Genomic DNA, 23963 nt, shown 5'->3' with positions numbered 1-23963 from the left:
TCGGCCCGAAGGTGGTCGGCGGGGCGGGCGTGGCCGATCCGGTGTCCTGCCGCGGACGGCGTGAACCGGGCGGCGGCGGGATCACGCGGCGGGTGACGGGCTGGGCGTGCTTGGACATCCGCACGGCCTCGGCCGCGGGAGCCGCAGCCGCGTCGGAGGCGGCCGAGGTGCTCAGGACGACCGCCGACGCCGGCACCACACCGGCGTCCAGGCGCCACGGCCCGGACGGCTCGACCGGGCCGGGAACGTCGAGCGACGCGGTCAACCCCGTGAGCCCACCGGGCACCCCGGCGCGCAGCGCGGTCGACTGCTGCTGGCGCAGGACGAGGCGTTGCTCTGCCGCCGTCGTCACGACGTCGACCCAGGCCGGGCCGTGCACGACGACCTCGACGGCGTCGGAACCCCCGATCGGGCCCCAGGCCACCAGGCCCGGCGCCTGCGCCGCGGGGAACGCGGTCTCGAGCCGGTCGCACCAGACCGGGCCGTCGCCGCCGGCCGCCGCGACCTCGTCGAGCAGGTCGACGACGCGGGCGGCGGCCTCACCGGTGGCGGCGCACAGGATCCCGAGACCGTCGCGCAGGGCGAGGAATCCCTCGCCGGGGACGGGGCGGGCGGACAGCGGCGTGCTCACACGAGCCTCCCGCCGCGGAAGCGCCAGTGGATCGAGAAGACCCGGAACGGGCCGTTGGTCACGATCCACACCGCGAGCCACACGAGCACGAACTGGACGATGAAGTACACCTTGTTCACCGGGCCTTCGATGCCCGGCACGATGCCGTTGTCGACGAGCAGGAACACGACGATCCCCTCGGGCACCATCGTCACCAGCCCGAACAACGTCGGCCAGTCCTTCTCCCACCGCCACTGCATGAGCAGGTGGTACAGGCACTCCCAGACGATGCCGACCACCGCGACGGTCGCGAGGACGATGAACCCGGTCTCGTACTTGTCACCGAGTGAGGCGCCGTCGGCCGGCAGGAACGGCACGACGATCAGCGTCACGATCGAACCGACCGTGGCGAGGAAGAAGATCCGGCTCTGGATGCGACCGGGCAGGGTGGGCAGCACGCGACGTCCTCAGATCTGCTTGTTGCGGGCCCACTTGAGCCACTGCGAGACGGAGCGGGCGGGACCGATGCGCTTGACGAAGCCGCGGCGGGCGAGGTCGTCGGCGATCTCCTGGGCTGCGACCTGCAGGCCGAGGAAGGTGTCGACGCCCGGGAAGTACCCGCCCAGGGTCGGCGACCCCGAGGCGTAGAGCAGGCCGGGTGCGCTGGCCGCGCCCCGCAACTCGAAGGTCCGTTCGACGTCGAGCCGGCCGACGGGGTTGCGGCCCGCGCCACTGTGTTCGAGCAGGTCGGCGAGCACGCGGTGCTCGGTGATGTCGGCCTCGAGCCCCGTGCAGTCGATGACGAAGTCGGCCGCGATGTCGAAGACACCGCCCGGCGTCTTGACGGTGCTGACGATCCGGCCGTCGGGGAGCAGGTCCATCGTGTCGACCGTGCCGGACAACGTCTTGTACCAACCGGCGCTGCGGCCCTCGTTCATCTGCCGCTGCCAGCTGCGCCGCCACGGGGTGTTCGTGCCGCCCATGCCCTTGTAGGCGTCGGCGCGTTCCTGGCCCTCGAGACGTCGCATCTTGGCCTTGAGCTGGCCGCCCCACACCGACTTCGGGTAGTTGAACCCCTGGTAGGCGAAGCCGTTGCCGCCCTTGCGACGCGACCAGGCGTTCGGGCCGTGCGACCCCGTGACGTAGGTACGGAACACGTGGACGATCTCGGTCCGCAGGCCGTACTTCGCGCGATCGTCCATCAACCGTTGCAGGACACGCGAGGCGACGATGCCACCGCCGCGGATGAACACCGTCCCGGGCCGGGTGCGCAGTTGGTTGTAGACGTGCTCGTGGTCCTCGTAGGCGCTGACGACGTGGTGGAAGTCCTGCCGGTCGATGCGGAAGTTCTGCAGGTCGGGAAGGAACTTCAGACCCGGGTAACCGATGGCGAGGTGGGCGTACTGCGACCGGAACGCGACACGACGGGTCGGGCTCGCCCCCGGCGGCGGCGTGAGGATGGTGAAGTAGCCGCCACCCTGACGGCGCCGGATCATCCGCACCTGGCCCTTGACCAGCATGTCCCACCACTTGATGCGCTTGGCCTCACGGTCGAGGTTCTCGAAGACCATGCCGGCGCGCGGGGTGTAGTAGTCGGCCCAGATCGGCTCGACCAGCACCTGCCACAGCGACTTCAGCGACTTCTGCCGCCAGGCCTCCTCGACGGCGTACGACGGGAAACCCCAGATGTTGTCCGGCCGCGACGCCGAGTCCGACCGGATCCGCTCCGGCCGCGGGATCTGCGAGACCCGGGTCAGATACTCGTAGGTCTGCCACGGGAAGTCGATGTTCGACAGCACCTTGATCTGGTCGGTGCGCATGCCGGCGATCCGCAGGTAGTCGACGGTGACGAACGACCCGATACCCCCACCGATACTCACGAAAGGGACGTCGACGACAGGGATGCCGGCGCGCGCGAGCATGTCGTCGTGCCACCAGTCCGAGCGCAGCAACTCCTCGGTGAGGTCGCCCGGGGCCGTGCCGCCGGGCGGGGGCGCCGGCGGCGCGGGACGACCCGTGGGCACGGACGGGACCGTCGGGTGAGCGGGGTGGGACACGCACATCCTCCGCGGCAGGTCGGGATGAGGTCAGGGTGTCGTCAAGCGACGAATCCGGAGGCTAACCACAGCGGACCCGGAACAGAAGCCTGTTCGGGCAACGAACCTCGATCGCGCCCCTTCGGGCCGACCGCTTCGCCCGGTGTCTTCCCGGCAAGCCGAATGTCCGGTCCGGCCGCTACGCTGTCCCCCGCCCGTCCGTGTCGTCCACCGGTGCGGGCCGTCGTGACGGACTGTTCGAGGGGCTGTGTCGTGGAGGAGCAGTTCGGCCCGTACGTGCTCCAGGCGCTCATCGGGCGCGGCGGCATGGGCGAGGTGTACCGGGCGTTCGACACCGAACGCGGCCGGACCGTGGCGCTCAAGGTGCTGCCTCCGGAACTCGCGGTCGACGAGACCTTCAAGGCCCGCTTCCGCCGTGAGTCACGCATGGCGGCGCGACTCAACGAACCCCACGTCATCCCCATCCACGACTTCGGCGAGGTCGACGGCCGACTGTTCCTCGACATGCGCCTCGTCGAGGGCGTGGACCTCTCGACCGTGGTCGAGAACGAGGGAACCCTCGCGCCCGCCGCGGCGGTCGAGATCGTGGGCCAGGTCGCGGCCGCCCTCGGCGCCGCCCACGACAGCGGGCTGGTCCACCGCGACGTCAAGCCCAACAACGTCCTGGTCACCGGGATGGACGAGGAACGGTCCGGGGCGTTCGCCTACCTGGTCGACTTCGGCATCGCGCGCGCCCTGCCCGGTTACGGGGGGACGGCCCTCACCACGACCTCGCAGACCGTCGGCACACTCGCGTACATGGCGCCCGAGCGCATCAGCGGCGACCCGGGCGACCACCGCGCCGACATCTACTCGCTCGGCTGCGTGCTCTATGAGTGCCTGACCGGCAAGCCGCCGTACCTCGGCGAGACCTTCCAGGTGATGTACGCGCACGTCAACCACGACGTGCCGTCGATGCGCTCGGCCCGCGACGACATCCCGCCGGCGCTCGACGACGCGTTCCGCCAGTCGGTCGCCAAGGATCCCTCCGAGCGGTTCCAGACCACCGGACAGTTCGCGCGGGCCATGCGGGCGGCCGTCGCCACCCTCCCGATCGAACGCGTCGACGTCGCGGCCCCGCCCGTCACCCGCCGCGTGATCCCGCCGCCGCCCGGTTCACGCCGTCCGCGGCAGGACACCGGATCGGCCACGCCCGCCCCGCCGACCACCTTCGGGCCGACGTTCCCGCCCGCCGCCGCGGCCGGTGCCGCCGGCCGTCACGCCGCGACCGACGACCCCGCGCTGTCGACGGTGGCCGACGTCGTGGCGGGTGCGCCTGTCGACGCGGCGGCGCCGGCGACCGAGGAAGCGGCGGCCACCGCGACGCCGACTCCCGCGGCCGAACCGCAGGCCCGTCCGGACACGCCGCTGCCGCAGACACCGGCGCAGCAGACCCCGCTTCCCCAGAACCCCGCGCAGCAGACCCCACTTCCCCAGAACCCCGCGCAGCAGACCCCACTGCCGCAGACACCTCCGCAGACCCCGCTGCCGCAGACGCCGTCGCAGCAGACCCCACTGCCGCAGACCCCGCTGCCGCAGACGCCTCGCCCGCAGACGCCGCTTCCCCAGTCGCCGCAGCAGCCGCGACCGCAGACACCCCTGCCGCAGCAGACCCCACGACCGTTGCACCAGACACCGGTTCCGCAGCAGCACCAGACCCCGCGACCCCAGACCCCGCGACCCCAGACCCCGCGACCCCAGGGAGCGCCGCAGCCGAACGCACCGGCGGCGAACTGGGGACCGTCCGGCCAGCAGGCGGCCCCGCAGCGGTCGACCTCGTGGCCCCCGTCGTTCGTCGGACCGGGTGCGCCGGCCGGTGGCTCGGGTCGGCCTCCGGGCGGCCCGTCCGGTCCACCCCCGCCGGGGTTCGGCGGCCCACCCGCCGACCGCGGCGGTCGCAGCCGCAAGCCGCTGGTCATCGGGTTGATCGCGGCGGTCGTCGTCGTCGGAGGGTCCCTCGGGATCGCTGCAGGGGCAGGCGCGTTCGGCGGCAACGGCGGAACGCCGATCCCGTCGTTGTCGACCGAGGCGATCGGCGGCAACGACTTCGGCACCGGCAGCCCGACCGCCGGCACCAGTTCCTCGTCGTCGAGCTCGGACACCCCGAGCCCCACCGACACCCCGACCGACTACGACACCGACGCACCGACCGAGGACGCCGCGATCAGCACCGCGGAGGACTTCTTCATCGCCACCGACGCCGACGACCTCGACGCCGCACTCGCGATCGTGTGCCCCGAGTACCGCACCGACTTCGAGGAGAACCTCCCCGACGACGAGTTCAGCTTCACCATCGACCACGACGCCAGCAGCTACGACAAGACCACCGTCGACGACGGCGCCCGGCAGCTGGACTACACCCTCGACGTCAAGCTCGACAGCGGCACGAGCTCGACGCTCGAGTACTCCCTGCTGCTGCGCAACATCGGCGGCGACACCTACATCTGCGGACGGACGTACGAAGAGAAGAAGTGAGTGGCAGGGCCGAGAGTCTTCCGGCGGCTCTTCACGTCGCTTAGGGTGACCGCGACAGCCGCCCCTGTGAGCGCGTTCGCGAGGTCGTCCCGTGACCCAGTTGGGCCCCTACCGCCTCGAGGTGGTCCTCGGTCGCGGCGGCATGGGCCAGGTCCACCGGGCGTTCGACACCCGGCGCGACCGCGTCGTCGCGGTGAAGGTCCTGCTCGCCGACCTCGCCGACGACGCTGACTTCCGTACCAGGTTCGCCCGGGAGTGTCAGACCGTTGCACGGCTACGCGAACCGCACGTGATCCCGATCCACGACTTCGGCGAGATCGACGGTCGCCTCTACCTCGACATGCGCCTCGTCGACGGCGTCGACCTCGGCACGGTGCTCGGCGACGGTCCACTGTCCGTCGCCGAGGCGGTGGACGTCACCGCGCAGGTGGCGGCCGCCCTCGACGCCGCTCACGACGCCGGGCTGGTCCACCGCGACGTGAAGCCGGGCAACGTGTTGCTGTCCGGGGCGGGCGACGGCCAGCGGGTCGGGTTCGCGTACCTCTTCGACTTCGGCATCGCACGATCCGACGCCCACACGTCGTCGGGCGCGACCACGACCGGGCTGGTCGGGACGGTCGCCTACATGGCACCCGAACGCATCGCCGGGGAGGTCGACGACGCCCGCGGCGACGTCTACTCACTCGCCTGCGTGCTCTACGAGAGCCTCGCCGGCCAGCCGCCTTTCCAGGGCGACACCTACCAGGTCCTCTTCAAGCAGGTGAACACCGCCGCGCCACGGCTCGACACCCTCGTGGGAGACAGCGTTCCCCGCGAGCTCGCCGACGTCCTCGAACGAGGGTTGGCGAAGAACCCGGACGACCGCTTCCCCTCGGCCGGTGCACTGGCCGCGGCCGCACGGTCCGCGTTGGTCGACGCGGCGGCCGGGTCCACCACGCCGTTGGCCGGGTCCCCGTCTGTCACGGCCGCTCCCACGGAACCGTTCGCATCGTCGGTGCCGACCGCACTCGACCTGCCGCGCTCGCAACCGCCGTCCACGGACGCACCCGGTTCGGAGTCCGACCCGCCGGTGGATGCACCACACGGGGCGACCGAGGAATCGCCGGGAGGTCCGCGCCGGCGACCTCGCGCGAGATGGTTCGCCGCGGCAGGCATCGCCGCCGTCCTCGCGGCAGGCTGCGTCACCGCCGTCGGGCTCTGGGGTGGCTCGGGCCGCCCCGCCGCCGCCGGTCCGTCGCCCACTTCGGAGCCGAGCACGACCTCCACCTGCGACGTGGGCGCCGGTCCCGACGCGCCCACGGGTTGCGATCTCACCGCGGCGGAACGCCGCCTCGGAGCACGGATCCCGACCCGCTTCGGGCTGAGCACGTGTGTCGGCCGCACCGCGGCCACGGCCACGGCTGTGCCCGCCGTGACCGCCGACGTCGCCTGCTACGTCTCCGACACCGCCGCGCCGGCGGAGCAGGTCGAGGCGGTCTCGTTCACCTCGGACCAAGACCTGCAGCTGTATCTCGCCCACAACCTCTACAGCTTCGACTTCGCCGGGCTCCCGGTCGGCAAGTGCGCGGTGAACGGCGTCTCCAACGCCCGGGAGCCGTTGCCCGCTGTAGCTCCGTCGGCCGTGCGCTACTGCGCGACCAACGACAACGGCTACGCGGTCGTCGCGTGGACCTACCCCTCGGAGCGGGTCGTGCTCCTCGCCGCCACCACCCCGAACCACGTCGCGACCACGATCCCCGCCCTGGTGCGATGGGTGTGGTCGGGCAGTCTCACCCTCGGCTGAAGTGTTGCGCGCTGCACGTGTAGGCCCGCAGGCCGGGATCGAGGATGAACTCCACGGTGGCGCGGGGTCGCCGTGCTGCGGCGATGCGGCGTTTCACGAGGCGTTCGACTCTGGACCGGCGTGGGGGTCGGCCGGGTGGTCGGGTCGGAGCGGTGGTTGCCGGCGGTGGTGAGGCCGTAGCGGGGACCCGGTCGGCTTTCGTTTCGTTGCACCACACGCACATGCCGCGGGCGTTGATCAGGCTGGTCGTCCCGCCGTGGGTGTGCGGGTCGTGGTGGTCGATGTGGCGGATGGGCGCGTCGCAGTACGGGGTGGTGCAGGTGTCCTCGTCGCGCAACGCCACGAAGTCGGCCATCGCCTTCGTGAACTGCCGGGAGGCGCTCTCGGCGGTGATGAGCCTCCCGGCCGGGTCGCAGAACAGTCGGCGGACCCGGTGCGCGACGTCGGTGTCAAAGACCATGGCCCGGGCGAGGGGTGCGGGGACGGGTGATCCGTCGGCCAATCGGGCGGGCGCGTCGCTGACGCCGAGCAGGGTGCGGTCGGTGATGACCAACTGGATCGCCACCGGCACCGCGGCGGCGGCGGCTTGTCCGGTGATCCGCTCGACCACGACGTCGGCCATGACGTGGTCACGGGTCCGCAGGTCACCAGCGGCGCGAGCCTCCTTGACCACGTGCTCCAGGGCGGCGCGGCACGCGACGACCTGCGCCATGGGGGCGAGCAGGGTCAGCCACCCCATGGCGTCCGGAGCCGGCCGGGTCGTCACGCGGCGTTCGCTGGCGGCTTTCGCCGCCCTCGCGCAGGCACCGGCGGGGTCGAGCTCCGCCACGGCGGCCCGGGTCCGCTGCATGAGCGTCCGGTCACCCCAGCCGTCGAGGTTCGCGGCGATGCCAGCGTCGACGATCTGCCGGTCGACCTGCTCCTCCAGCGGTGCGACCTGCTCGAACACGATCCGCGCCCGCCGCTCCGACAGCTCACCCTTCTCCAGGAGAGCGAGGGTGTCCGGGGTGTCGGCGGGCGCATCGCACGCCCACCGCAGGTACTGCCGCGCCTGCCACGGCGACAGCTTCAACGCCGCAGCGAGTTTGGCGACCAGCTGCCGCCGGGCGTGCTCCCGCCGCCGCGCCTCACCGACCCCGGGCTTCGGGACGGTGTCGATCTCCACCTCGATCGCGGCCTGCCGTTCCGCCGCCAACGCGGCGGTCTCGCGGGCGAGTTCGCCGGCCAGTCGGCAGCGTTGCGCGTCCAGCTCGGCGATCCGCGCGAGGCGGTCCACCGGCCGACTGGTCATATGTTCGATTCTAGCGGTCCAGGGAGAAAAGTCAATGGAATACTGATGATTCTCGACCCAGGTCCTTCGAGCTCCCCGCCGCAGCCACGCGCGATGCCGTGTCACCTGACATCCGGTGAACCTCGGCGCCGGCCACCGGGCCGGTCCAGCTCGACCGCCAGTCCACCCGCTGGGCGCACAGGTGCCGGGGTCGAGCACCGCCGCGACCTCGAGCCCCGTGCCCGGCACCAACGGTGCCCGGCTTCAACCGTGCCCGCTCCGCGGAACCGGGCGAGAGCCGGCAACCCAGGCCTCTCGTCACACCTTCTTGCGCAGCTCACCCTCGCCGGCGTCGGCGAAGCCGCGCGCCTCGAGCCAGGCGGTGACGACCGCGGGGTCCGGGTGCGTCGCGGGGACCACGTTGTAGATGATCGACAGGCCGCGCTCGCGGGCTTCGTCGGCGAGGCAGTCGACCACGTACGACCCGACGCCGGCGCCGCGGTGGGCGGCGGCGACGGAGAACGTGATCTGGGCGTCGCCCCACTCGGAGTCCAACCAGCCGTAGCCGACCACGTCGTCGTCCGAGCGGACGGCCCACCACTCGTCGGCGATGGCGTCACCGACGGCCGGACGCGACCCAAGGCCCACGGCCGCGAGGTCGGCGTCGGTGAACACCCGGTCCTTGTCCTCGTCCCAGCGCGGCCGCGCCTCCTTGGTCCACGACAACGTCACGACAACCTCCGCATGCCCCGGTGCATCTCGATGGCCCGCAGGTACTCCTCGACGCCCCAGCGCACCCAGTCGGCGAGGTCGGGCGCCGGGCGCATCCGTGCCGGGACACCGAGCGCGATCTCGCCGGTCGGCACGACCGCCCCCTCGGGGACCAGCGCGGCGGCACCCACACCCGCGCGGTCCTCGACCACCGCGCGGTTCAGGACGATCGACCCCGACCCGACCAGGCACCCGTCGCCCACCCGGCAGCCCTCCAGGTGCGCGTTGTGCCCGACCACGCAACCGGCCCCGATCAGCGTCGGCCACTCCTCGGTGGTGTGCAGCACCGTGCCGTCCTGGATCGAGGTCCGCTCGCCCACGCGGATCTCGCCGTAGTCGCCCCGCAGTACCGCGGCCGGCCACACCGACGCCGACGCACCCAACGTCACCCGCCCGATGACGACCGCGTCGGGATGCACGAAGGCGTCGGGGTGGATGGACGGCTCGTGGTCGCCCAGGGCGTAGATCGGCATCAGCTCACCTGCAATCCGTAGACCTGCACGGCATTTCCTCCCAGCACGAGCCCCGTCACCTCGTCCGTCGCACACAACGCGGCGATCGCACGCGCGTTCCGCGCGATGCCGGGCACCCCGGGCCAGTCGGTCCCGAAGATCATCCGCCGGGTCAGCCGGTCCCAGTGGTGACGGGCGTAGTACTCGCGCAACCGCGACGGCGGCAGGCCGGACAGCTCGATCCACACGTGCTCGTTGGCCAACGCCATGAACGCGGCGGCGTCGTACCACCAGCCGCGCCCGCCGTGGGCCAGCACGACGTCGAGCGACCGGAAGTCGCGCAGCACGTCGTCGAGGAACTCCGGCGAGGCGAACGAGTTCGACGACCCCGGGAACGACGACGTGCCGCAGTGCACGACCACGGGGATCCCCAACGACTGGCAGCGTTCGTACGCGGCGTACAGGCCACGGTCGTTGGCCGCGAACCCGCCGTGCACCGGGTGGATCTTGATCGCGACCGCGCCGAGGTCGACCTGCCGCTGCACCTCGTCCTCCACCGGGAAGTGCAGGTGCGGGTTGACGTTCCCGATGACGCGCACCAGGTCGGGGGCGTGGGCGGCGAGCGGCAGCAGGTCCTCGATCGGCTGGTAACCGGTGGCCTTCGGGCTGTACTCGGCGATGGTGAGAGCGAGGTCGACGCCCTCCGACCGCAGCACCTGCGCGTACCCCTCGGGCGACACGAGGTCGCCGTCGGGGTAGACGGCGGCGGTCACCGCGGCGTCGCCGAAGTCGTGCGACCACTGCTTCCAGGCCGGCTTGATCGTCGAGCGGCGCGGCGTGTGGTGGTGGACGTCGACCAGCAGGTGGCCGTCGAGGGTCACACCGGCACCGTGGCGCCGCCGACCTCGGCGGCCGGTGTCCCCGCCGCGACCGCCGCGGCGGTGACGAGCGCGGTGTCGGCCAGTGCGCGGAGTTCGACCCGGCGCACCTTGCCGGTGGCCGTGGTCGGGTACTCGTCGACGACGAGGATGCGGCGCGGCCGCTTGAACGACGGCAGGCCGTCGCGGCAGAACGTCAGCAGCTCGTCCTCCCCGACCGACGAACCGGACGCGAGGATCACGTACGCCACGGGCTTCTCGAGGCCGTCACCGTCCGTGGCCGCGACCACGACGGCCTGGGTGACGTCGGGGTGCGCGAGCAGCCGCGCCTCGATGTCGGCCGGTGACACCCAGATGCCGCTGGCCTTGAGCATGTCCCCGGTACGGCCGAGGCACGCGTAGTAGCCGTCGTCGTCACGGACGTAGGTGTCGCCGGTGCGCAACCACTCGCCCTGGAACACCTGGCGGGAGGCGTCGTACCGCGACCAGTAGCCCGTGGCGGTCGAGGCCCCCCGCACGAACAGCGTGCCGGGCACACCGGAACCCTCGATGACCCCGCCGGACTCGTCACGCAGCTGCAGGTCGTAGCCGGGCACGGCGACGCCGGTGGTGCCCGGCCGCACCTGCCCCTCGCGGTTGGACAGGAAGATGTGCAGCATCTCGGTCATGCCGATGCCGTCGAGGATGTCGACCCCGAAGTGGCGGGTGAACCGCTCGTAGAGCGAGGCCGGCAGCGGCTCCCCCGCCGACGCACACAGCCGCACCGACGCCAGGGCATCCGCCGGGAGCTCCGCCCGCAGCATGTTGGCGAAGAAGGTCGGGCCGGCGAAGAACAACGTCGGCTGCTCGGCGGCCGCCAGCGAAGCGATGACGTCCGGACGTGACGGCGAGGGCAGGAGGACCGAGGCGGCGCCCACCGCCAAGGGGAACAGGACGGAGTTGCCGAGGCCGTAGGCGAAGAAGGCCTTGGCCGCCGAGAGGCAGACGTCGTCCGGCCGGATGCCCAGCACCTGCGCGCCGTACGTCTCGCACGTGGACGAGATCGCCCCGTGGCGGTGCATCGCGCCCTTGGGCTTGCCGGTGGTGCCCGACGTGTAGAGCCAGAAGGCGGGCGAGTCGGCCGTGGTCGGGTAGACCGCCACCGGGTCGGCGTCGGGCATCCCGACGACCGTCGCGCCGCCTCCGTCGAGGCCCGCGCCGTCGATGTCGATCACCGTGCGTACGAACGATGCCTGCTGCAACGCTTCGGCCACCGTCGGCGCCAGCGCTGCGCTGACGGCGACGAGCGGCGCCCGCGAGTCGTCGAGCAGGTCGGCGATGTCCGGGGCGCGGAGCATGGTCGAGACCGGGACCGGCACGGCTCCGATGCGCATCGCCGCCAGGTACAGCACGACGAACTCCGGGCAGTCGACCACGACCATGAGCAGCCGTTGCTCCGGCAGGAGCCCGAGGGCGGCGAGACCACCGGCGGCGCGTTCGACCGCGGCGTGCAGCTCGGCGTAGGTCAGCCGCCGCTCCCCGCAGACGAGCGCGGTGCGGCCACCGTCCCCGGCGACCACGCGCCGATCGAGCAGGTACTCACTGGCGTTGAACAGCTCCATCGCTGTCTCCCGGGGTGACCGTGGTGCGCTGGCAGGCGGACGGGGTCGGCGTGGACTACTTCAGGTGGACGTAGTCGTAGTCGAAGGGCTTGTCGTTGATACCACTGCGAGGAGGCGCGATCCAGGCCGCGATCTTCCCCCGCTCGTGGACGGGCTGCATGAGCGAGCGCACGTACGTCTTGTCGACCTCGGTGGGGAGCCAGCGACCCTGCGCGGCCTTCCACTCCTCGTCCGAGAGCCGACGGCCGTCGGGTGAGGCCTCGATGGTGGCGTACGCGCCGACCTTGCGGTTGAACGCCACCGAGGGCAGGTACAGCCGCTCGGAGAGCCCGGCGTCGGCGAGGATCTTGTTCCAGCGGGCCAGCCCCTTCTCGCAGTCGCGCACGTACTCCCGACGCAGGTCGCTGTTGAGGCCGACCAGTGCGGAGACCTCGGTCTGCGCGATCCGGCCGTCGTCGTCGACGCTGTCGATCATGATCGAGTCGCTGCCGAGCTGGTGGTCGTCCTTGCGCCGCTCCTCCATCCACCGGCCCTTGATCCCCGCGGTGTAGTAGTTCGCGACGTTGGTGGACGTCTCGGACCCGAACAGGTCGAGGGACACGCTGTAGTGGAAGTTCATGTACTTCTGGATGGTCTGCAGGGAGATCGCGCCGTGCGCCTCCACCTCGACGGTGTCGAACTCCTTCATGACCTGCACCGTGCGTTCGACCACCCGGTCGATGCCCGTGGTCCCCACCATCATGTGGTGGGCCTCCTCCTTGAGCATGAACTCGCAGGTGCGTGACAGCGGGTCGAAGCCGCTCTCCTTCAGCGTTCCGAGCTGGTACTTGCCGTCGCGGTCCGTGAAGTACGTGAACATGTAGAACGAGAGCCAGTCGGGCGTCTCCTCGTTGAACGCACCGAGGATGCGCGGGGCCTCCTCGCTGCCGGAGTTGCGGTGCAGCAGCTCCTCCGCCTCTTCACGGCCCTCGCGGCCGAAGTAGGCGTGCAGGAGGTAGACCATCGCCCACAGGTGACGGCCCTCCTCCACGTTGACCTGGAACAGGTTGCGCAGGTCGTAGAGCGACGGCGCGGTGGCTCCGAGGTTGCGCTGCTGCTCCACCGACGCCGGCTCGGTGTCGCCCTGGATGACGATGAGGCGCTGCAGGTCGGCGCGGTACTCCCCCGGAACCTTCTGCCAGGCCGGTTCGCCCTTGTGCTCACCGAACGCGATCCGACGGTCCCGGTCGCGGTCGGCGAGGAAGATCCCCCAGCGGTAGTCACGCATCGCGACGTGCCCGAACTGCGCCCAGCCGTCGCGCCCGACGTTCACCGCGGTGCGCAGGTAGACGTCCTCGGTCGGCAGGGTGGGCCCCATCGACTCCCACCAGTTGAGGAAGTTCGGCTGCCACGACTCCAGCGCCCGCTGCAACCGACGGTCCTCGTGCAGGTCGACGTTGTTCGGGATCTTCTCGGTGTAGTCGGCCACAGACGTCATGTCGGTCTCCTCAGACTCGTCGACGATCGAAGGTCGCGCGCTGTCCGGTGCCGAACTTGCGCAGAGCGCCGTCCTCGCCGGAGGCGTTGGGACGGATGAAGATCCAGTTCTGCCAGGCCGTCAGGCGGCCGAAGATCTTGGTCTCGAGCGTCTCCGGCCCGGCGAAGCGGTAGTTCGCCTCCAGGCCGGTGAGCGCGTCCGGCGAGAACGAGCCACGTTCCTCGACGGCGAGACGGATCTCGTCGTCCCAGTCGATGTCGTCGGGCGCGAACGTGACCAGCCCCAGTTCCTCGGCCCGTTCGGCGGTCAACCCCTCACCCTCGCTCTTGGTGACGGCTGCGAGCGCGTCGTCATCGCCCAGGAAACGGGTCTGCAACCGGGTCAGGCCGTTGCCCATCGGCAACGGGCCGAGGTTGAGCGGCCCGACCGTGATCTCGGCGGGAGTGGCGTCGGGATCGAGGTCCTCGAAGACGCCGGCGAGGGCGAACGACCGGTCGCAGGCCAGCATGATCTCCAGGAGCGACCCGGCGACGCACGAGCCCGGCGTGGCCAGCGCGACCAGCGAGCGCGACGTCACGTCGAGGCGCTTCAGCGTGCGCTTGAGGTACTGGAGGATCTCGTTGGCCAGCCAGTGGTCGGCGTGGTCGAGCAGGAACCTGTCGTGCGCGAGAACCCGTGACGCCTCGCCTGCGGTCTCGAAGGTCCAGGTGCCGAGCTCGAGTTCGTTGGTGCGCAGGTCGAGGATCAGGTCGTCGAGCTCGCGGGTGACCGCGAGGGTCCAGAAGTCCACACCCGCCTCGACCAGTGCGTCGAGCGTCGCGGGCGCATCGGTGTCGGGTGCAACGATCGTGATGGCGACCCGCTTCTGGTCGCGATCCAGCTCGGCCCGCACGTGCGGGTAGGTGATCGTGTCGTCGGTGCGTTCCTTGGTCAGGGGCGTGAGGGTGACCCCGACGGCACCTGTTGGGCGCGACGACCGTTCGGCGTACTCGGCGGCGCGCGCGGCCAGGGTGTCGTCCCAGGCCGACCGGGCGACGGCTTCGTCGACCAGCTTCCAGCTCACCGCCTTCTTCCCGCCGAAGCCCTCGGACTTGGTCGAAAAGACGTCAGCGAGATCGCGACGCACGTGCCGCTTGTCGACGACGCGGGTCAGCCCGCCGGTACCGGGCAGGACCCCGAGCAGCGGCAGCTCCGGCAACGACACGTTCGAGGACCGGTCGTCGACCAGCATGATGTGTTCGCAGGCGAGGGCGAGCTCGTAGCCACCGCCGGAGGCCGTGCCGTTGAGCGCGGCGATCCACGTCTGCCCCGAGCTCGCGGTCGCGTCCTCGATGCCGTTGCGGGTCTCGTTGGTGAACTTGCAGAAGTTGACCTTCCACGGGTGCGGCGAGGCGGCCAGCATCCGGATGTTGGCGCCGGCGCAGAAGATCTTGTCCTTGGCGCTGGTCATGACGACCGTGCGCACCTCGGGGTGCTCGAACCGCAGCCGCTGCACGACGTCGTACAACTCGATGTCGACGCCGAGATCGTAGGAGTTGAGCTTGAGCTCGTACCCCGGCCGCAGGCCACCGGCCTCGTCGACGTCCATGGCCACGGTGGCGACCGGGCCGTCGGTGCTCACCCGCCAGTGCCGGTAGCTCGAGGGGTCGACCCGGAACTCGACCCGTCCGGTCACCACGGCTTCGTCGCCCATGATCTTAAAGTACTACTCCGACGTGCAGGTCAGTCAAGACTTTGTAGAGAATCGAACCCGGCGAGTGACGACCTGACCCGCCGCGTGGCGAGGGGTGGGTCGCCACTCGGAGGGCGAACTCCCCACTCACCGGTGAGGTGCCCGCTACGGTGACGCGGTGCGACGACGCCGGTGGTGCGCCGCTGTCGTGCTGGCGGTGCTCGCGCTGACCGGGTGCACGGCGGGGTCCGGCGGCGCCGACCCGACCGTCACGGCCAGCGAGGTCGCCACCGTCACCACCCCGAGTCCCACCCCGTCACCGACGCCCACCACCCCACCGCCGCTGCCGCGCGCCAACAGCGTCACGCCCGGCGGCTACTGGTGGGGGGTCGACTCGTCGGGACCGGTGGGCGACGAGGGCCTCGCGGCCGTCCAGGCCTGGTACCGGGGCGCGACGCCCGCGGTGTGGGGGCGCTACCTCGTCGGCAACTACGCGCTGCGCGACGGCGAGATCGAGTGGGCCGCGGCGCACAACGTCTACCTGTACTTCCTGGTCCCTGACAGCAACTGTTCCGAGTGCAACGGTGGCGGGGACATCTGCGGGAACGACAAGACGGCCGCGCAGGCCCAGGCCGACGCGGCCGAGACCCTGACCGTGGCGCGTCAGCGGAAGTTGCCGGCCGGGCTGCGGCTGTACAAGGACCTCGAGCAGGTCGGCTCGTGCCGGGGCGAACCGACCGGCGAGTACGTCAGCGCCTGGTACCGGGCGGTGCGCGGCTCGGACTACCGGGTCGGGTTCTACGGCAACTCCACCGCCCCGGACTGGGACTTCCCGACCGCCTACTGCGCCGCGTTGAAGCTGGATCCCGAGATCGGCACCGACGTCGTCATCGACGGCAACGAGCCCGAGCCGCAGATCGGCGCGCCCAGCGGGACCTCGGGACCTGGGACGGCTCCGGCGTTCGCGCCGTTCACCCCGGCGTGCGCACCGCCCGGGTCGACCGGCATCTGGCAGTACGGCGAGTCGCTCGACCCGGCCAACTACGTCGACGTCGACGAGGTGCGCCCGGGCCTGCCCGGACTGCTCTCCCCCGACGGCCGGGTCACCCCCGCGCCCGGCGAGGACCCGTGAGCCCGGCCCGGCCGCAACCGACCCTGTCGCGGCGGCACGAGGGCGGTGCACCCGGCGCCCGCAGCCTGTTGCTCACCGTGCTCGGCGAGTTGGTGCTGCCCACCGGCGGGTCGGCGTGGACGGCGTCGTTCATCGACGTCCTCGGCCGGCAGGCGGTCGAGGAGAAGGCGACGCGGCAGGCCATCATGCGCACCGCCGCCGCGGGCTGGTTGCGCTCGACCCGCGAGGGACGACGCACCCGCTGGTCGCTCACCCCGGCCGGTTCGCGTCTGCTCACCGAGGGTGCCGCCCGGATCTACGGGTTCACCTCGGCGGACGAGGCGTGGGACGGCCGGTGGCTGGTCGTGCTGGCGCGGGTCCCGGAGACCGACCGTCAGGCCCGCCACCTGCTCCGGAGCCGGCTGTCGTGGGCGGGGCTCGGAGCCGTGGCCCCCGGGACGTGGATCAGCCCGCACCCGGACCGGCAGGCCGAGGTCGAACAGGTGCTCGGCGAGGCCGGGGTGACCGACGCCCACTGCTTCGTCGCCCGCCACACCCTGGGTGACGCGCACCGGATGGTCCGCGACGCGTGGGACGTCGACGCGATGGCCGAGGCCTACACCGAGTTCGTCGCGCGCTTCGCGACCGGCGAGGACGACGACGTCCTGCGACGCCAGGTCGACCTCGTCCACCGGTGGCGGCGCTTCCCGCAGATCGCCCCGACGCTGCCGCGGGACCTGCTGCCCGCCGACTGGCCGGGCGACCGCGCCTCGGACCTGTTCCGGGAGCGCCACGATGGGTGGTCCGCGCCCGCCCTGGAGGCCTGGCGCACGCTCGACGCCGGCTGACCAGCGGACGTCGTCCTACACGTAGTCGGGTTGCGGGAGCTCGGCCTCCGGCGCCTGCGCCTCGGCGGGCGCGGGGCGTCCGCGGGTGTGCCGGTCCAGCCCGACCGACGCGACCGCGAAGCCGATCCCGACCACGATGAGCAACGCCGCGACCCAGTTCGGGGAGGCGTAGCCGTACCCGGCGGAGATGGCCGCGCCACCGAGGAAGGCCCCGATCGAGTTCGCGATGTTGAACGCCGCCTGGATCGACGCCGCGGCGAGGTTGGGGGCGCCGCCCGCGAGGGTGATGATCCGGCTCTGCAGGGCCGGGAGGACCGCGAGGGAGGTCGCCGGGAACAGGAAGATCAGCACCGCCGAGGCGATCTTGTCGTGGGCGCCGAACACGAACACGCCTGCCACGAGGGCCTCGAGCACCAACGCACCGATGAGGGTGCGCATGAGCGAGCGGTCGGCGAGCTTGGCGCCGACGAGGTTGCCGACGGTCATGCCCAGCCCGAACAGGACGAGCAGGTAGGTGATGCTGCCCTCGGCGTAGCCCGCGACCTCCGTCATCATCGGCGCGATGTAGCTGAAGGTCGCGAACAACCCGCCGCCGCCGAAGATCGTGACCAGCAGCGTGATCCAGACCTGCGGCCGGGTGAAGGCGGCGAGTTCGCGCCGCAAGCCTGACTCCGAGCCGGACGACTCCGGCACGAACACCACGACCAGTGCCGCGCACAGCAGCGCGATGACCCCGACCATCGCGTAGACCAGCCGCCAGCTGGTGTGTTGCCCGAGGAGGGTGGTCGCCGGGACGCCGACGATGTTGGCGATCGTGAGGCCCGCGAAGACCACGCTCATGGCGGAGGTCTTGCGCGACGACGGCACCATCCCGGCCGCGGCCACCGAGGCGACACCGAAGAACGCGCCGTGCGGCAGGCCGGTGAGGAACCGGGCGGCGAGCGCCAGCTCGAAGGTGGGGGCGAGCGCCGACGCGACGTTGCCGAGCGCGAACGCGACCATGAGCGCGATCAGCACCCGCTTGCGGCGGCCCCTGACCGTGAAGGCCGTCAGCACCGGCGCCCCCACGACGACGCCCAGCGCGTACGCCGCGACCAACTGCCCGGCGTGCGGGATCGAGACGGCGAGGTCGGAGGCGACCTGCGGCAGCAGTCCGAGCATGACGAACTCCCCCGTGCCGATGGCGAAACCACCGACGGCGAGGGCGAGGAGGGCACGGCGGACGTGCCCGAAGGAGAACACAGCGCAACTCCGGGATCAGGACGAGCGGGAAGGTCTTGCGTCGTCCATGGAAACGCAGCCACGTTGCCGGATCGTGACCACGACCGCGGGGTGTGACGCAGCAGACGGGGGTTTCCCCGAACTCGTCCCAACCCCCGCGTCAGCGGCCGGTGACGCCGTCGATCAGCTCGCGCAGGATGTCGGCGTGGCCCGCGTGCCGGGCGGTCTCGCTGGTCATGTGGGCGAGCACCCAGCGCAGTGACATCGGCCGGCCGTCGACCGGCTCCGCGGTCCGCTGCTCCAGGTCGGCGGCCGCCGTGACGATCGCGTCGCTGCGCTCCCACGCGGACCGGTAGGCCCGCACGACGTCGCCGGTCGTGACCTCGGGCGGCACCGTCATGCTGAAGTAGCGGTCGTCGTGCGGAGCGCCGAGGTCCTCGCCCCCGAACGTGTAGCCGAACCAGTACCACTCACTCGCCGCGAGGTGCTGGACCAGACCGAGCAGGTTGGTCCCGCTCGGGACGAGCTCACGGCGCAGGTCGTCGTCGTCGACACCGTCGAGCTTCTTCAGCACGCTCTCGCGGGCGAAGCGCAGGAACGCGAGCGCGGTCTCGCGCTCGCCGGTGTCGACGCGCGGGACGGGCTGCCGCTGGGTCTCGGTCACGCCCGCGACGCTAGGCCGTGGGTCCGACGACGCTCAGCCGGTCGGCAGCCCCTCGCGTTGCGCCCACGCCGTGATGTCGGCACGGGCGAGCGCGGCGGCCAGCAGGTCGGGGAACAGGTCCGGCGTGCAGGCGAACGCCGGCACGCCGAGGTCGGCCAGCGCCGCGGCGTGGTCGTGGTCGTAGGAGGGCGCGCCGTCGTCGGACAGCGCGAGCAGCACCACCACCTGCACGCCGGAGTCGACCATGGCGGCGATCCGGGCGAGCATCTGGTCGCGGATGCCACCCTCGTAGAGGTCGGACACCAGCACGAACACCGAGTCGGCCGGCCGCGTGATGAGGGTCTGGCAGTAGGCGATGGCCCGGTTGATGTCGGTACCGCCACCCAACTGCGTCCCGAACAGCACCTCGACCGGGTCCGACAGCTGGTCGGTGAGGTCGACGACCGCGGTGTCGAAGACGACCAGCGAGGTACGCAGCGCCCGGATCGAGGCCAGCACGGCGCCGAACACCGAGGCGTAGACGACCGACGCCGCCATCGACCCCGACTGGTCGATGGCCAGCACGACGTCGCGGTGCACGCTGGTCTGCTTGCGGCCGAAACCCACGAGCCGTTCGGGGACCACGGTCCGGTGCTCGGGCTGGTAGTGACGCAGGTTGGCCGCGATGGTGCGGTTCCAGTCGACGTCGCGCAGCGGCGGACGGCGGGTGCGGGCCGCACGGTTCAGCGCGCCGGACACCGCGGAACGGGTGCGGTCGGCGATGCGCTTCTCGACCTCGTCGACCACCTGCGCGACGACCCGGCGTGCGGTCTGCTTGGAGCTCTCGGGCATCACCGACGACAGGCTGAGCAGCGTGCCGACGAGGTGGACGTCGGGCTCGACGGTCTCGAGCAGTTCCGGCTCGAGCAGCAGCGACCGCAGGCCGAGCCGGTCGATGGCGTCGCGCTGGACGACCTGCACCACCGAGGAGGGGAAGTAGCTGCGGATGTCGCCGAGCCACCGCGCGACCCGCGGGGCCGACGCGCCGAGTCCCGCCTGCCGCCGCGCGGGCGTACCGGCCTCACCGTCGTCGGCGGGAAGGTCGTAGACCGCGGCCATGGCGGCGTCGACGGTCCGGTCGTCACCCTCGAGCGACACCCCGAGACCGGCGTCCGAGGACTGGCCGAGCAGCAGCCGCCAGCGTCGCCGCCGCTCGCGGTCGTCCGGCGCCGGCTCGGTCATGCCCGCCCCACCGCGAGGATGCGTCCGACGGTGCGCAGCGCGGCGGCCGCGAGGTCCAGGTCGACGTCGTCCTCGAACGCGGCGCTGCCCGGGCCGCCGGCACCCGCCTGCAGGTTCCGCACCCGCTGGCCGATCGTCCGCTTCTCCGGGTCGGCGAAGCGGCCGAAGGTGCGGCGCAGCAACGGCAACGCGTCGAGGAAGTCCTCGGGAGCGAGCGAGGCGACCCAGGTGTCGAGGACGGCCAGCAGGACGTCGTCGTGCACCAGCAGTTGGGCGCTCCCGGAGAGGAATCCCTCGGCCCATGCGGCCTTCTCGGCGGCGGACGGACCGACCGACAGCGCGCGCGACAGCGCGTCCGCCGCGACGTCGCGGTCCAGCTCGCCGGTGTCGAGCAGCAACCGCACGACCCGTCCGGCCACGAGTCCGTGGACGCCGTCACGGGCGGCGACGGCCTGCAGGGTCGCGAGCCAGCGCGCCCGGCCCTCGGGGTCGTCCTCCCGCAACAACACGGCCGCGTGGACGCCGTCGAGGCGCGCGCGCAGTTCGGTCGCGGCGTCGTCGGCGAGGGCCGCGGTGGCGCCGGGCAGGCCGGTGCAGATGCGCACCAGCAGGGTGTCGGCGACCGGCCCGAGCGCGGCGGTGTCGATGCCGAGGACGCTGCCGTACCGCAGCGCCCGGACCAGGTCGGGCAGCGCGGCCATGAGGTGGACGACGTCGTGGTCGACGGCCGCCCGGTCGGCCACCGCGGCCAGCACCTGCTCGAGCGCGTCGGGCAGGTCGGCGCCCAGGGCGTTGCCGACGGCACCGGTGAGGACGTCGAGCCGCTCGGCCGAGGCCGCGAGGTCGACCAGCTTGGCCGTCGCGGCGCTCTCGACCGTCGCGCCCCACACCGACGCCTCGACCAGCGCGATGACCAGGTCGGGTCGCCACTGCAGTTCCCACGACTCCTTGAACGTGCCGGTGCTGCGGGTGCCGTCGTCGGCCGGGGTGGCCCAGTCGAGCCCCACCACCTGCAACCGCCGCAACAGGCGGGACTTCTCGACGTCGCCCGGCTTGCGCAGGTCGAGGGTCACCACCCGCGCGAGCGGGTCGAGCTTCAACCGCAGCCGGCGGGTCTGCGCCCGCAGGTCGGTCTCGATCGGGACGGTCGGCGCCTCCGGCGGCACCTCACCCATGGCCTCGCCCACCACGAGTTCGCGGGTCACCAGGTCGAGCGCGACGTCGTTGCCCTCGCACAGCACGGACCGGGTGGCGTCGGTCAGTTCGGCCAGCCCCGCGAGCGGGCGACCCCGCATGGCCGCGAGGGTCTCGGCGAGCCGGACGGCCTCGATGACGTGGGCCGACGAGACCGGGAGGTCGTGCCGGCGCAACGTCCGCCCGACCTTGGTCAGCCACCGGGTGACGGGTCGGTCGTGGACGGTGAACAGGTGCTGGTACCACCCGGGCGAGGTGATGCCGGCGCCGTAGCCGGACGCGGTGGCGAGTCGGGTGTGGGTCCACGGCACCCAGGTCAACGTCGTCTTCCGCTTTGTTGCACCACGCAACGTTCGGGCGTCGGCCGCGGCCGTGGGCAGCGGTGCGGTCAACGCCGGGGCGTGCCACGCCCCGCACACCACCGCCACCCGCTCGGCACCGTCCTTCTGCACGGCGCGCAGCACCTGCCGCATGTGGGCCTCGCGGCGTGCCTCACGCGCCGCCTCGCGCGGGTCGGGTGCGGCCGCGTCACCCACGGCGGCGCGCAGACCGGCCATGGCCTCGGTGATCGCCGCGAACGGCGGCTCACCACCCAGACGGGACTCGACGACGTCGTCCCACCACCGCTCGGCGTCGTCGTAGCCCGCGGCCGACGCCAGCGCGGCGAGCGGGTCGGCGCGGATCGCGACGGCCTCGGGGTCGGGCTCGCCGAGCGGTTCCTGCTCCGCCTCCTCCGCGGACTCCTCCCCCGCGGGCCCCTCCTCGGGCCGGGTGGCACGGCGCTCCGCGGGGCCCGCGAGCACCTGCGTCGTGGGCAGGTCGCAGAACCGCAACGGGACGCCGTGCGCGGCCGCCCACCGCAACGCCTGCCACTCCGGGCTACACACCGCGAACGGCCAGAACGCCGCGACGTCCGGGGCGTCGGTGGCGTAGGCGAACAGCGCCACCGGCGGTCTCATGGTCTCCAGGGCGGCGAGCGCCACCAACGGGTCGGCGTCGGCCGGCCCCTCGACCAGGACGGCGTCGGGTCCGAACTCGTCCAGCGCGGTGAGGACCGAGCGGGCCGAGCCCGGCCCGTGGTGGCGGATGCCGAGCACCCGCACCTCGCTCACCCGGTGACCTCCCGGCAGGCGCGGTAGAACTCGCCCCAGCCGGGGCGTTCCCGCACGACCGCCTCGAGGTACTCGGTCCACACCACCCGGTCGGAGACCGGGTCCTTCACCACCGCGCCGACGATCCCGGCCGCGGTGTCCGACGGCCGGAGCAGGCCGTCGCCGAAGTGGGCGGACAACGCGATGCCCTGGGTGATGACCGAGATGGCCTCGGCGGTCGAGAGCGTGCCCGACGGCGACTTGACCTTGGCCCGGCCGTCGGAGGTCACCCCGGAGCGCAGTTCGCGGAACACCTGCACGACACGGCGGATCTCCTCGAGCGCGGGCGGCACCGGCGGCAGTTGCAGGCTCACCCCGAGTTGCTCGACGCGCCGCGCGACGATGTCCACCTCGTCGTCCTCGTTGTCGGGCAGCGGCAGCACGACGGTGTTGAACCGACGACGCAACGCCGAGGACAGGTCGTTGACGCCGCGGTCGCGGTCGTTCGCGGTGGCGATGACCGAGAACCCGCGGGTGGCCTGCACCTCCGTGCCGAGTTCGGGGATCGGCAGGGTCTTCTCGGACAAGATGGTGATGAGGGCGTCCTGCACGTCGGACGGGATGCGCGTGAGCTCCTCGATGCGCGCCACCGCCCCCTCGGTCATGGCGGTCATCACCGGCGAGGGCACCAGGGCCGCCGGGGTCGGGCCCTCGGCGAGCAGCCGGGCGTAGTTCCAGCCGTACCGGATGGCTTCCTCCGCCGTGCCCGACGTGCCCTGCACCAGCAGGGTCGAGCGCCCGGAGACCGCCGCGGCCAGGTGTTCGGAGACCCACGTCTTGGCCGTGCCCGGGACCCCGAGCAGCAGCAACGCGCGGTCGGTCGCCAGCGTGGCCACCGCGATCTCCGCGATCCGGCGCGGGCCGACGTACTTGGGCGTGACCGGCGTGCCGTCGGCGGCCTCCCCGCCGAGCAGGTAGGTGACGACGGCCGCGGGCGACAGCCGCCACGACGGCGGTCGCGGCCGGTCGTCGCCCGCCGCGAGCGCGGCCAGTTCGGCCGCGAACGCCTGCTCGGCGTGGGGTCGCAGCAGACCGGAACCGTCGGTGGTGACGGGTGATGCGCTCATCGGAGCTCCTCGTGCAGTCGTCGTCGCAGGTCGATGGTCTCGGCGGCGGCCCGGGCGGCCCGCGGCCAGACCGCACCCTCGGGTGCGCGGTCGGCCGCCTCGCGCAGCAACACCGCGCTCGCCTCGCTCGCGGGCAGGAAACGACCCACGGCCGGCAGCACGGTGAGCAGGTCGCGGCCGGGCGTGGCCCGTGACGCCCGGCGCCACCACCGGGCGAACGCCGTGACGACGTCGTCGTGCCACGGTCGCGGCGCGGCCGCCAGCACGGTGCCGACCTCCGCGGGTTGGGCGGTCTCCAGCACCGCGACGACCGCGCGGGTGCGGTGGGCCGCCGGCAGCGCCGCGACCAGCTCAGCGCGCCGCGGCAGCAGGACCGGGCGGTGAGGGGCGGCGGCGACCAG

The 23963-nt window shown here is 72.3% G+C and carries 19 protein-coding genes and 1 pseudogene; 4 read left to right on the top strand and 16 right to left on the bottom strand.

The features are described from left to right. From ACXR2U_RS21720 to ACXR2U_RS21710, 3 genes and pseudogenes are all read right to left on the bottom strand, one after another. Nucleotides 1–631 (bottom strand): annotated as a pseudogene (locus ACXR2U_RS21720) (hypothetical protein); the annotation flags it as partial. Further along, nucleotides 628–1068, bottom strand: a complete 441-nt coding sequence (locus ACXR2U_RS21715; protein WP_458827181.1) for a hypothetical protein — start codon at nt 1066–1068, stop codon at nt 628–630. The gene ACXR2U_RS21715 and the pseudogene ACXR2U_RS21720, both read right to left, overlap by 4 nt. A 9-nt stretch (nt 1069–1077) precedes the next feature. Continuing rightward, nucleotides 1078–2673 carry a hypothetical protein gene (locus tag ACXR2U_RS21710; RefSeq protein WP_458827180.1) on the bottom strand — a complete coding sequence of 532 codons (1596 nt, stop codon included), beginning with the start codon at nt 2671–2673 and terminating at the stop codon, nt 1078–1080. A gap of 246 nt (nt 2674–2919) precedes the next feature. On the opposite strand from ACXR2U_RS21710, the gene ACXR2U_RS21705 reads away from it, so the two are divergent. Both ACXR2U_RS21705 and ACXR2U_RS21700 read left to right on the top strand, forming a co-directional pair. Then, nucleotides 2920–5181 carry a serine/threonine-protein kinase gene (locus tag ACXR2U_RS21705; protein ID WP_458827179.1) on the top strand — a complete coding sequence of 754 codons (2262 nt, stop codon included), beginning with the start codon at nt 2920–2922 and terminating at the stop codon, nt 5179–5181. Between the two features lie 91 nt (nt 5182–5272). After that, the gene (locus ACXR2U_RS21700; RefSeq protein ID WP_458827178.1) at nt 5273–6964 is read left to right on the top strand and encodes a serine/threonine-protein kinase; all 1692 of its coding nucleotides are present in this window, start codon (nt 5273–5275) and stop codon (nt 6962–6964) included. On the opposite strand, the gene ACXR2U_RS21695 is transcribed toward ACXR2U_RS21700, so the two are convergent. From ACXR2U_RS21695 to boxC, 7 genes are all read right to left on the bottom strand, one after another. After that, the gene (locus tag ACXR2U_RS21695; RefSeq protein WP_458827177.1) at nt 6951–8255 is read right to left on the bottom strand and encodes an HNH endonuclease; all 1305 of its coding nucleotides are present in this window, start codon (nt 8253–8255) and stop codon (nt 6951–6953) included. The genes ACXR2U_RS21700 and ACXR2U_RS21695 overlap by 14 nt on opposite strands. A 297-nt stretch (nt 8256–8552) precedes the next feature. Further along, the gene (locus ACXR2U_RS21690) at nt 8553–8966 is read right to left on the bottom strand and encodes a GNAT family N-acetyltransferase (protein WP_458827176.1); all 414 of its coding nucleotides are present in this window, start codon (nt 8964–8966) and stop codon (nt 8553–8555) included. Next, entirely contained in the window at nt 8963–9478 is a 516-nt protein-coding gene (locus tag ACXR2U_RS21685) for a gamma carbonic anhydrase family protein (RefSeq protein ID WP_458827175.1), read from the bottom strand. The genes ACXR2U_RS21690 and ACXR2U_RS21685 overlap by 4 nt, the downstream gene beginning before the upstream one ends. Beyond that, nucleotides 9478–10338 carry an amidohydrolase family protein gene (locus ACXR2U_RS21680; protein ID WP_458827174.1) on the bottom strand — a complete coding sequence of 287 codons (861 nt, stop codon included), beginning with the start codon at nt 10336–10338 and terminating at the stop codon, nt 9478–9480. Before ACXR2U_RS21680 ends, ACXR2U_RS21685 begins: the two co-directional genes overlap by 1 nt. Further along, on the bottom strand, nt 10335–11936 hold the full coding sequence (locus ACXR2U_RS21675) for a benzoate-CoA ligase family protein (protein ID WP_458827173.1): 1602 nt from the start codon (nt 11934–11936) through the stop codon (nt 10335–10337). Before ACXR2U_RS21675 ends, ACXR2U_RS21680 begins: the two co-directional genes overlap by 4 nt. A 55-nt stretch (nt 11937–11991) precedes the next feature. Next, entirely contained in the window at nt 11992–13413 is a 1422-nt protein-coding gene (gene boxB, locus ACXR2U_RS21670; protein ID WP_458827172.1) for a benzoyl-CoA 2,3-epoxidase subunit BoxB, read from the bottom strand. A gap of 10 nt (nt 13414–13423) precedes the next feature. Then, nucleotides 13424–15106 (bottom strand): 2,3-epoxybenzoyl-CoA dihydrolase, encoded by a 1683-nt coding sequence (boxC, locus tag ACXR2U_RS21665; protein ID WP_458827171.1) that lies wholly within the window; start codon nt 15104–15106, stop codon nt 13424–13426. 157 nt (nt 15107–15263) lie between these two features. On the opposite strand from boxC, the gene ACXR2U_RS21660 reads away from it, so the two are divergent. Next, nucleotides 15264–16217, top strand: a complete 954-nt coding sequence (locus ACXR2U_RS21660) for a glycoside hydrolase domain-containing protein (protein WP_458827170.1) — start codon at nt 15264–15266, stop codon at nt 16215–16217. Next, on the top strand, nt 16214–17044 hold the full coding sequence (locus ACXR2U_RS21655; protein WP_458827169.1) for a PaaX family transcriptional regulator: 831 nt from the start codon (nt 16214–16216) through the stop codon (nt 17042–17044). The genes ACXR2U_RS21660 and ACXR2U_RS21655 overlap by 4 nt, the downstream gene beginning before the upstream one ends. A gap of 15 nt (nt 17045–17059) precedes the next feature. Here ACXR2U_RS21655 and ACXR2U_RS21650 read toward each other — a convergent pair whose 3' ends face one another. The 6 genes from ACXR2U_RS21650 to ACXR2U_RS21625 all read right to left on the bottom strand — a co-directional run. Next, nucleotides 17060–18286 carry an MFS transporter gene (locus ACXR2U_RS21650; protein WP_458827168.1) on the bottom strand — a complete coding sequence of 409 codons (1227 nt, stop codon included), beginning with the start codon at nt 18284–18286 and terminating at the stop codon, nt 17060–17062. Between the two features lie 139 nt (nt 18287–18425). Then, nucleotides 18426–18929, bottom strand: coding sequence for a DinB family protein (locus ACXR2U_RS21645; protein ID WP_458827167.1), 504 nt, complete (start codon nt 18927–18929; stop codon nt 18426–18428). A gap of 33 nt (nt 18930–18962) precedes the next feature. Then, nucleotides 18963–20150, bottom strand: a complete 1188-nt coding sequence (locus ACXR2U_RS21640) for a VWA domain-containing protein (RefSeq protein ID WP_458827166.1) — start codon at nt 20148–20150, stop codon at nt 18963–18965. Next, the gene (locus tag ACXR2U_RS21635; RefSeq protein ID WP_458827165.1) at nt 20147–22456 is read right to left on the bottom strand and encodes a DUF5682 family protein; all 2310 of its coding nucleotides are present in this window, start codon (nt 22454–22456) and stop codon (nt 20147–20149) included. The genes ACXR2U_RS21640 and ACXR2U_RS21635 overlap by 4 nt, the downstream gene beginning before the upstream one ends. Continuing rightward, nucleotides 22453–23562, bottom strand: coding sequence for an ATP-binding protein (locus tag ACXR2U_RS21630; protein WP_458827164.1), 1110 nt, complete (start codon nt 23560–23562; stop codon nt 22453–22455). The genes ACXR2U_RS21635 and ACXR2U_RS21630 overlap by 4 nt, the downstream gene beginning before the upstream one ends. Further along, on the bottom strand, nt 23559–23963 hold a 405-nt coding region (locus ACXR2U_RS21625), incomplete at its 5' end, for a DUF5691 domain-containing protein (RefSeq protein ID WP_458827163.1). The genes ACXR2U_RS21630 and ACXR2U_RS21625, both read right to left, overlap by 4 nt.

Source organism: Jatrophihabitans sp. YIM 134969, assembly GCF_054456675.1.
Note: the sequence above shows the minus strand (reverse complement) of the source record. Positions and strands in the feature narration are given on the sequence as shown.

What these genes read in the sequence shown, in the direction of transcription:
- ACXR2U_RS21710 (WP_458827180.1), bottom strand. Translation starts at nt 2,673, where the DNA reads ATGTGCGTGTCCCACCCCGCTCACCCGACGGTCCCGTCCGTGCCCACG.
- ACXR2U_RS21695 (WP_458827177.1), bottom strand. Translation starts at nt 8,255, where the DNA reads ATGACCAGTCGGCCGGTGGACCGCCTCGCGCGGATCGCCGAGCTGGAC.
- ACXR2U_RS21685 (WP_458827175.1), bottom strand. Translation starts at nt 9,478, where the DNA reads ATGCCGATCTACGCCCTGGGCGACCACGAGCCGTCCATCCACCCCGAC.
- ACXR2U_RS21675 (WP_458827173.1), bottom strand. Translation starts at nt 11,936, where the DNA reads ATGGAGCTGTTCAACGCCAGTGAGTACCTGCTCGATCGGCGCGTGGTC.
- boxB (WP_458827172.1), bottom strand. Translation starts at nt 13,413, where the DNA reads ATGACGTCTGTGGCCGACTACACCGAGAAGATCCCGAACAACGTCGAC.
- boxC (WP_458827171.1), bottom strand. Translation starts at nt 15,106, where the DNA reads ATGGGCGACGAAGCCGTGGTGACCGGACGGGTCGAGTTCCGGGTCGAC.
- ACXR2U_RS21640 (WP_458827166.1), bottom strand. Translation starts at nt 20,150, where the DNA reads ATGACCGAGCCGGCGCCGGACGACCGCGAGCGGCGGCGACGCTGGCGG.
- ACXR2U_RS21630 (WP_458827164.1), bottom strand. Translation starts at nt 23,562, where the DNA reads ATGAGCGCATCACCCGTCACCACCGACGGTTCCGGTCTGCTGCGACCC.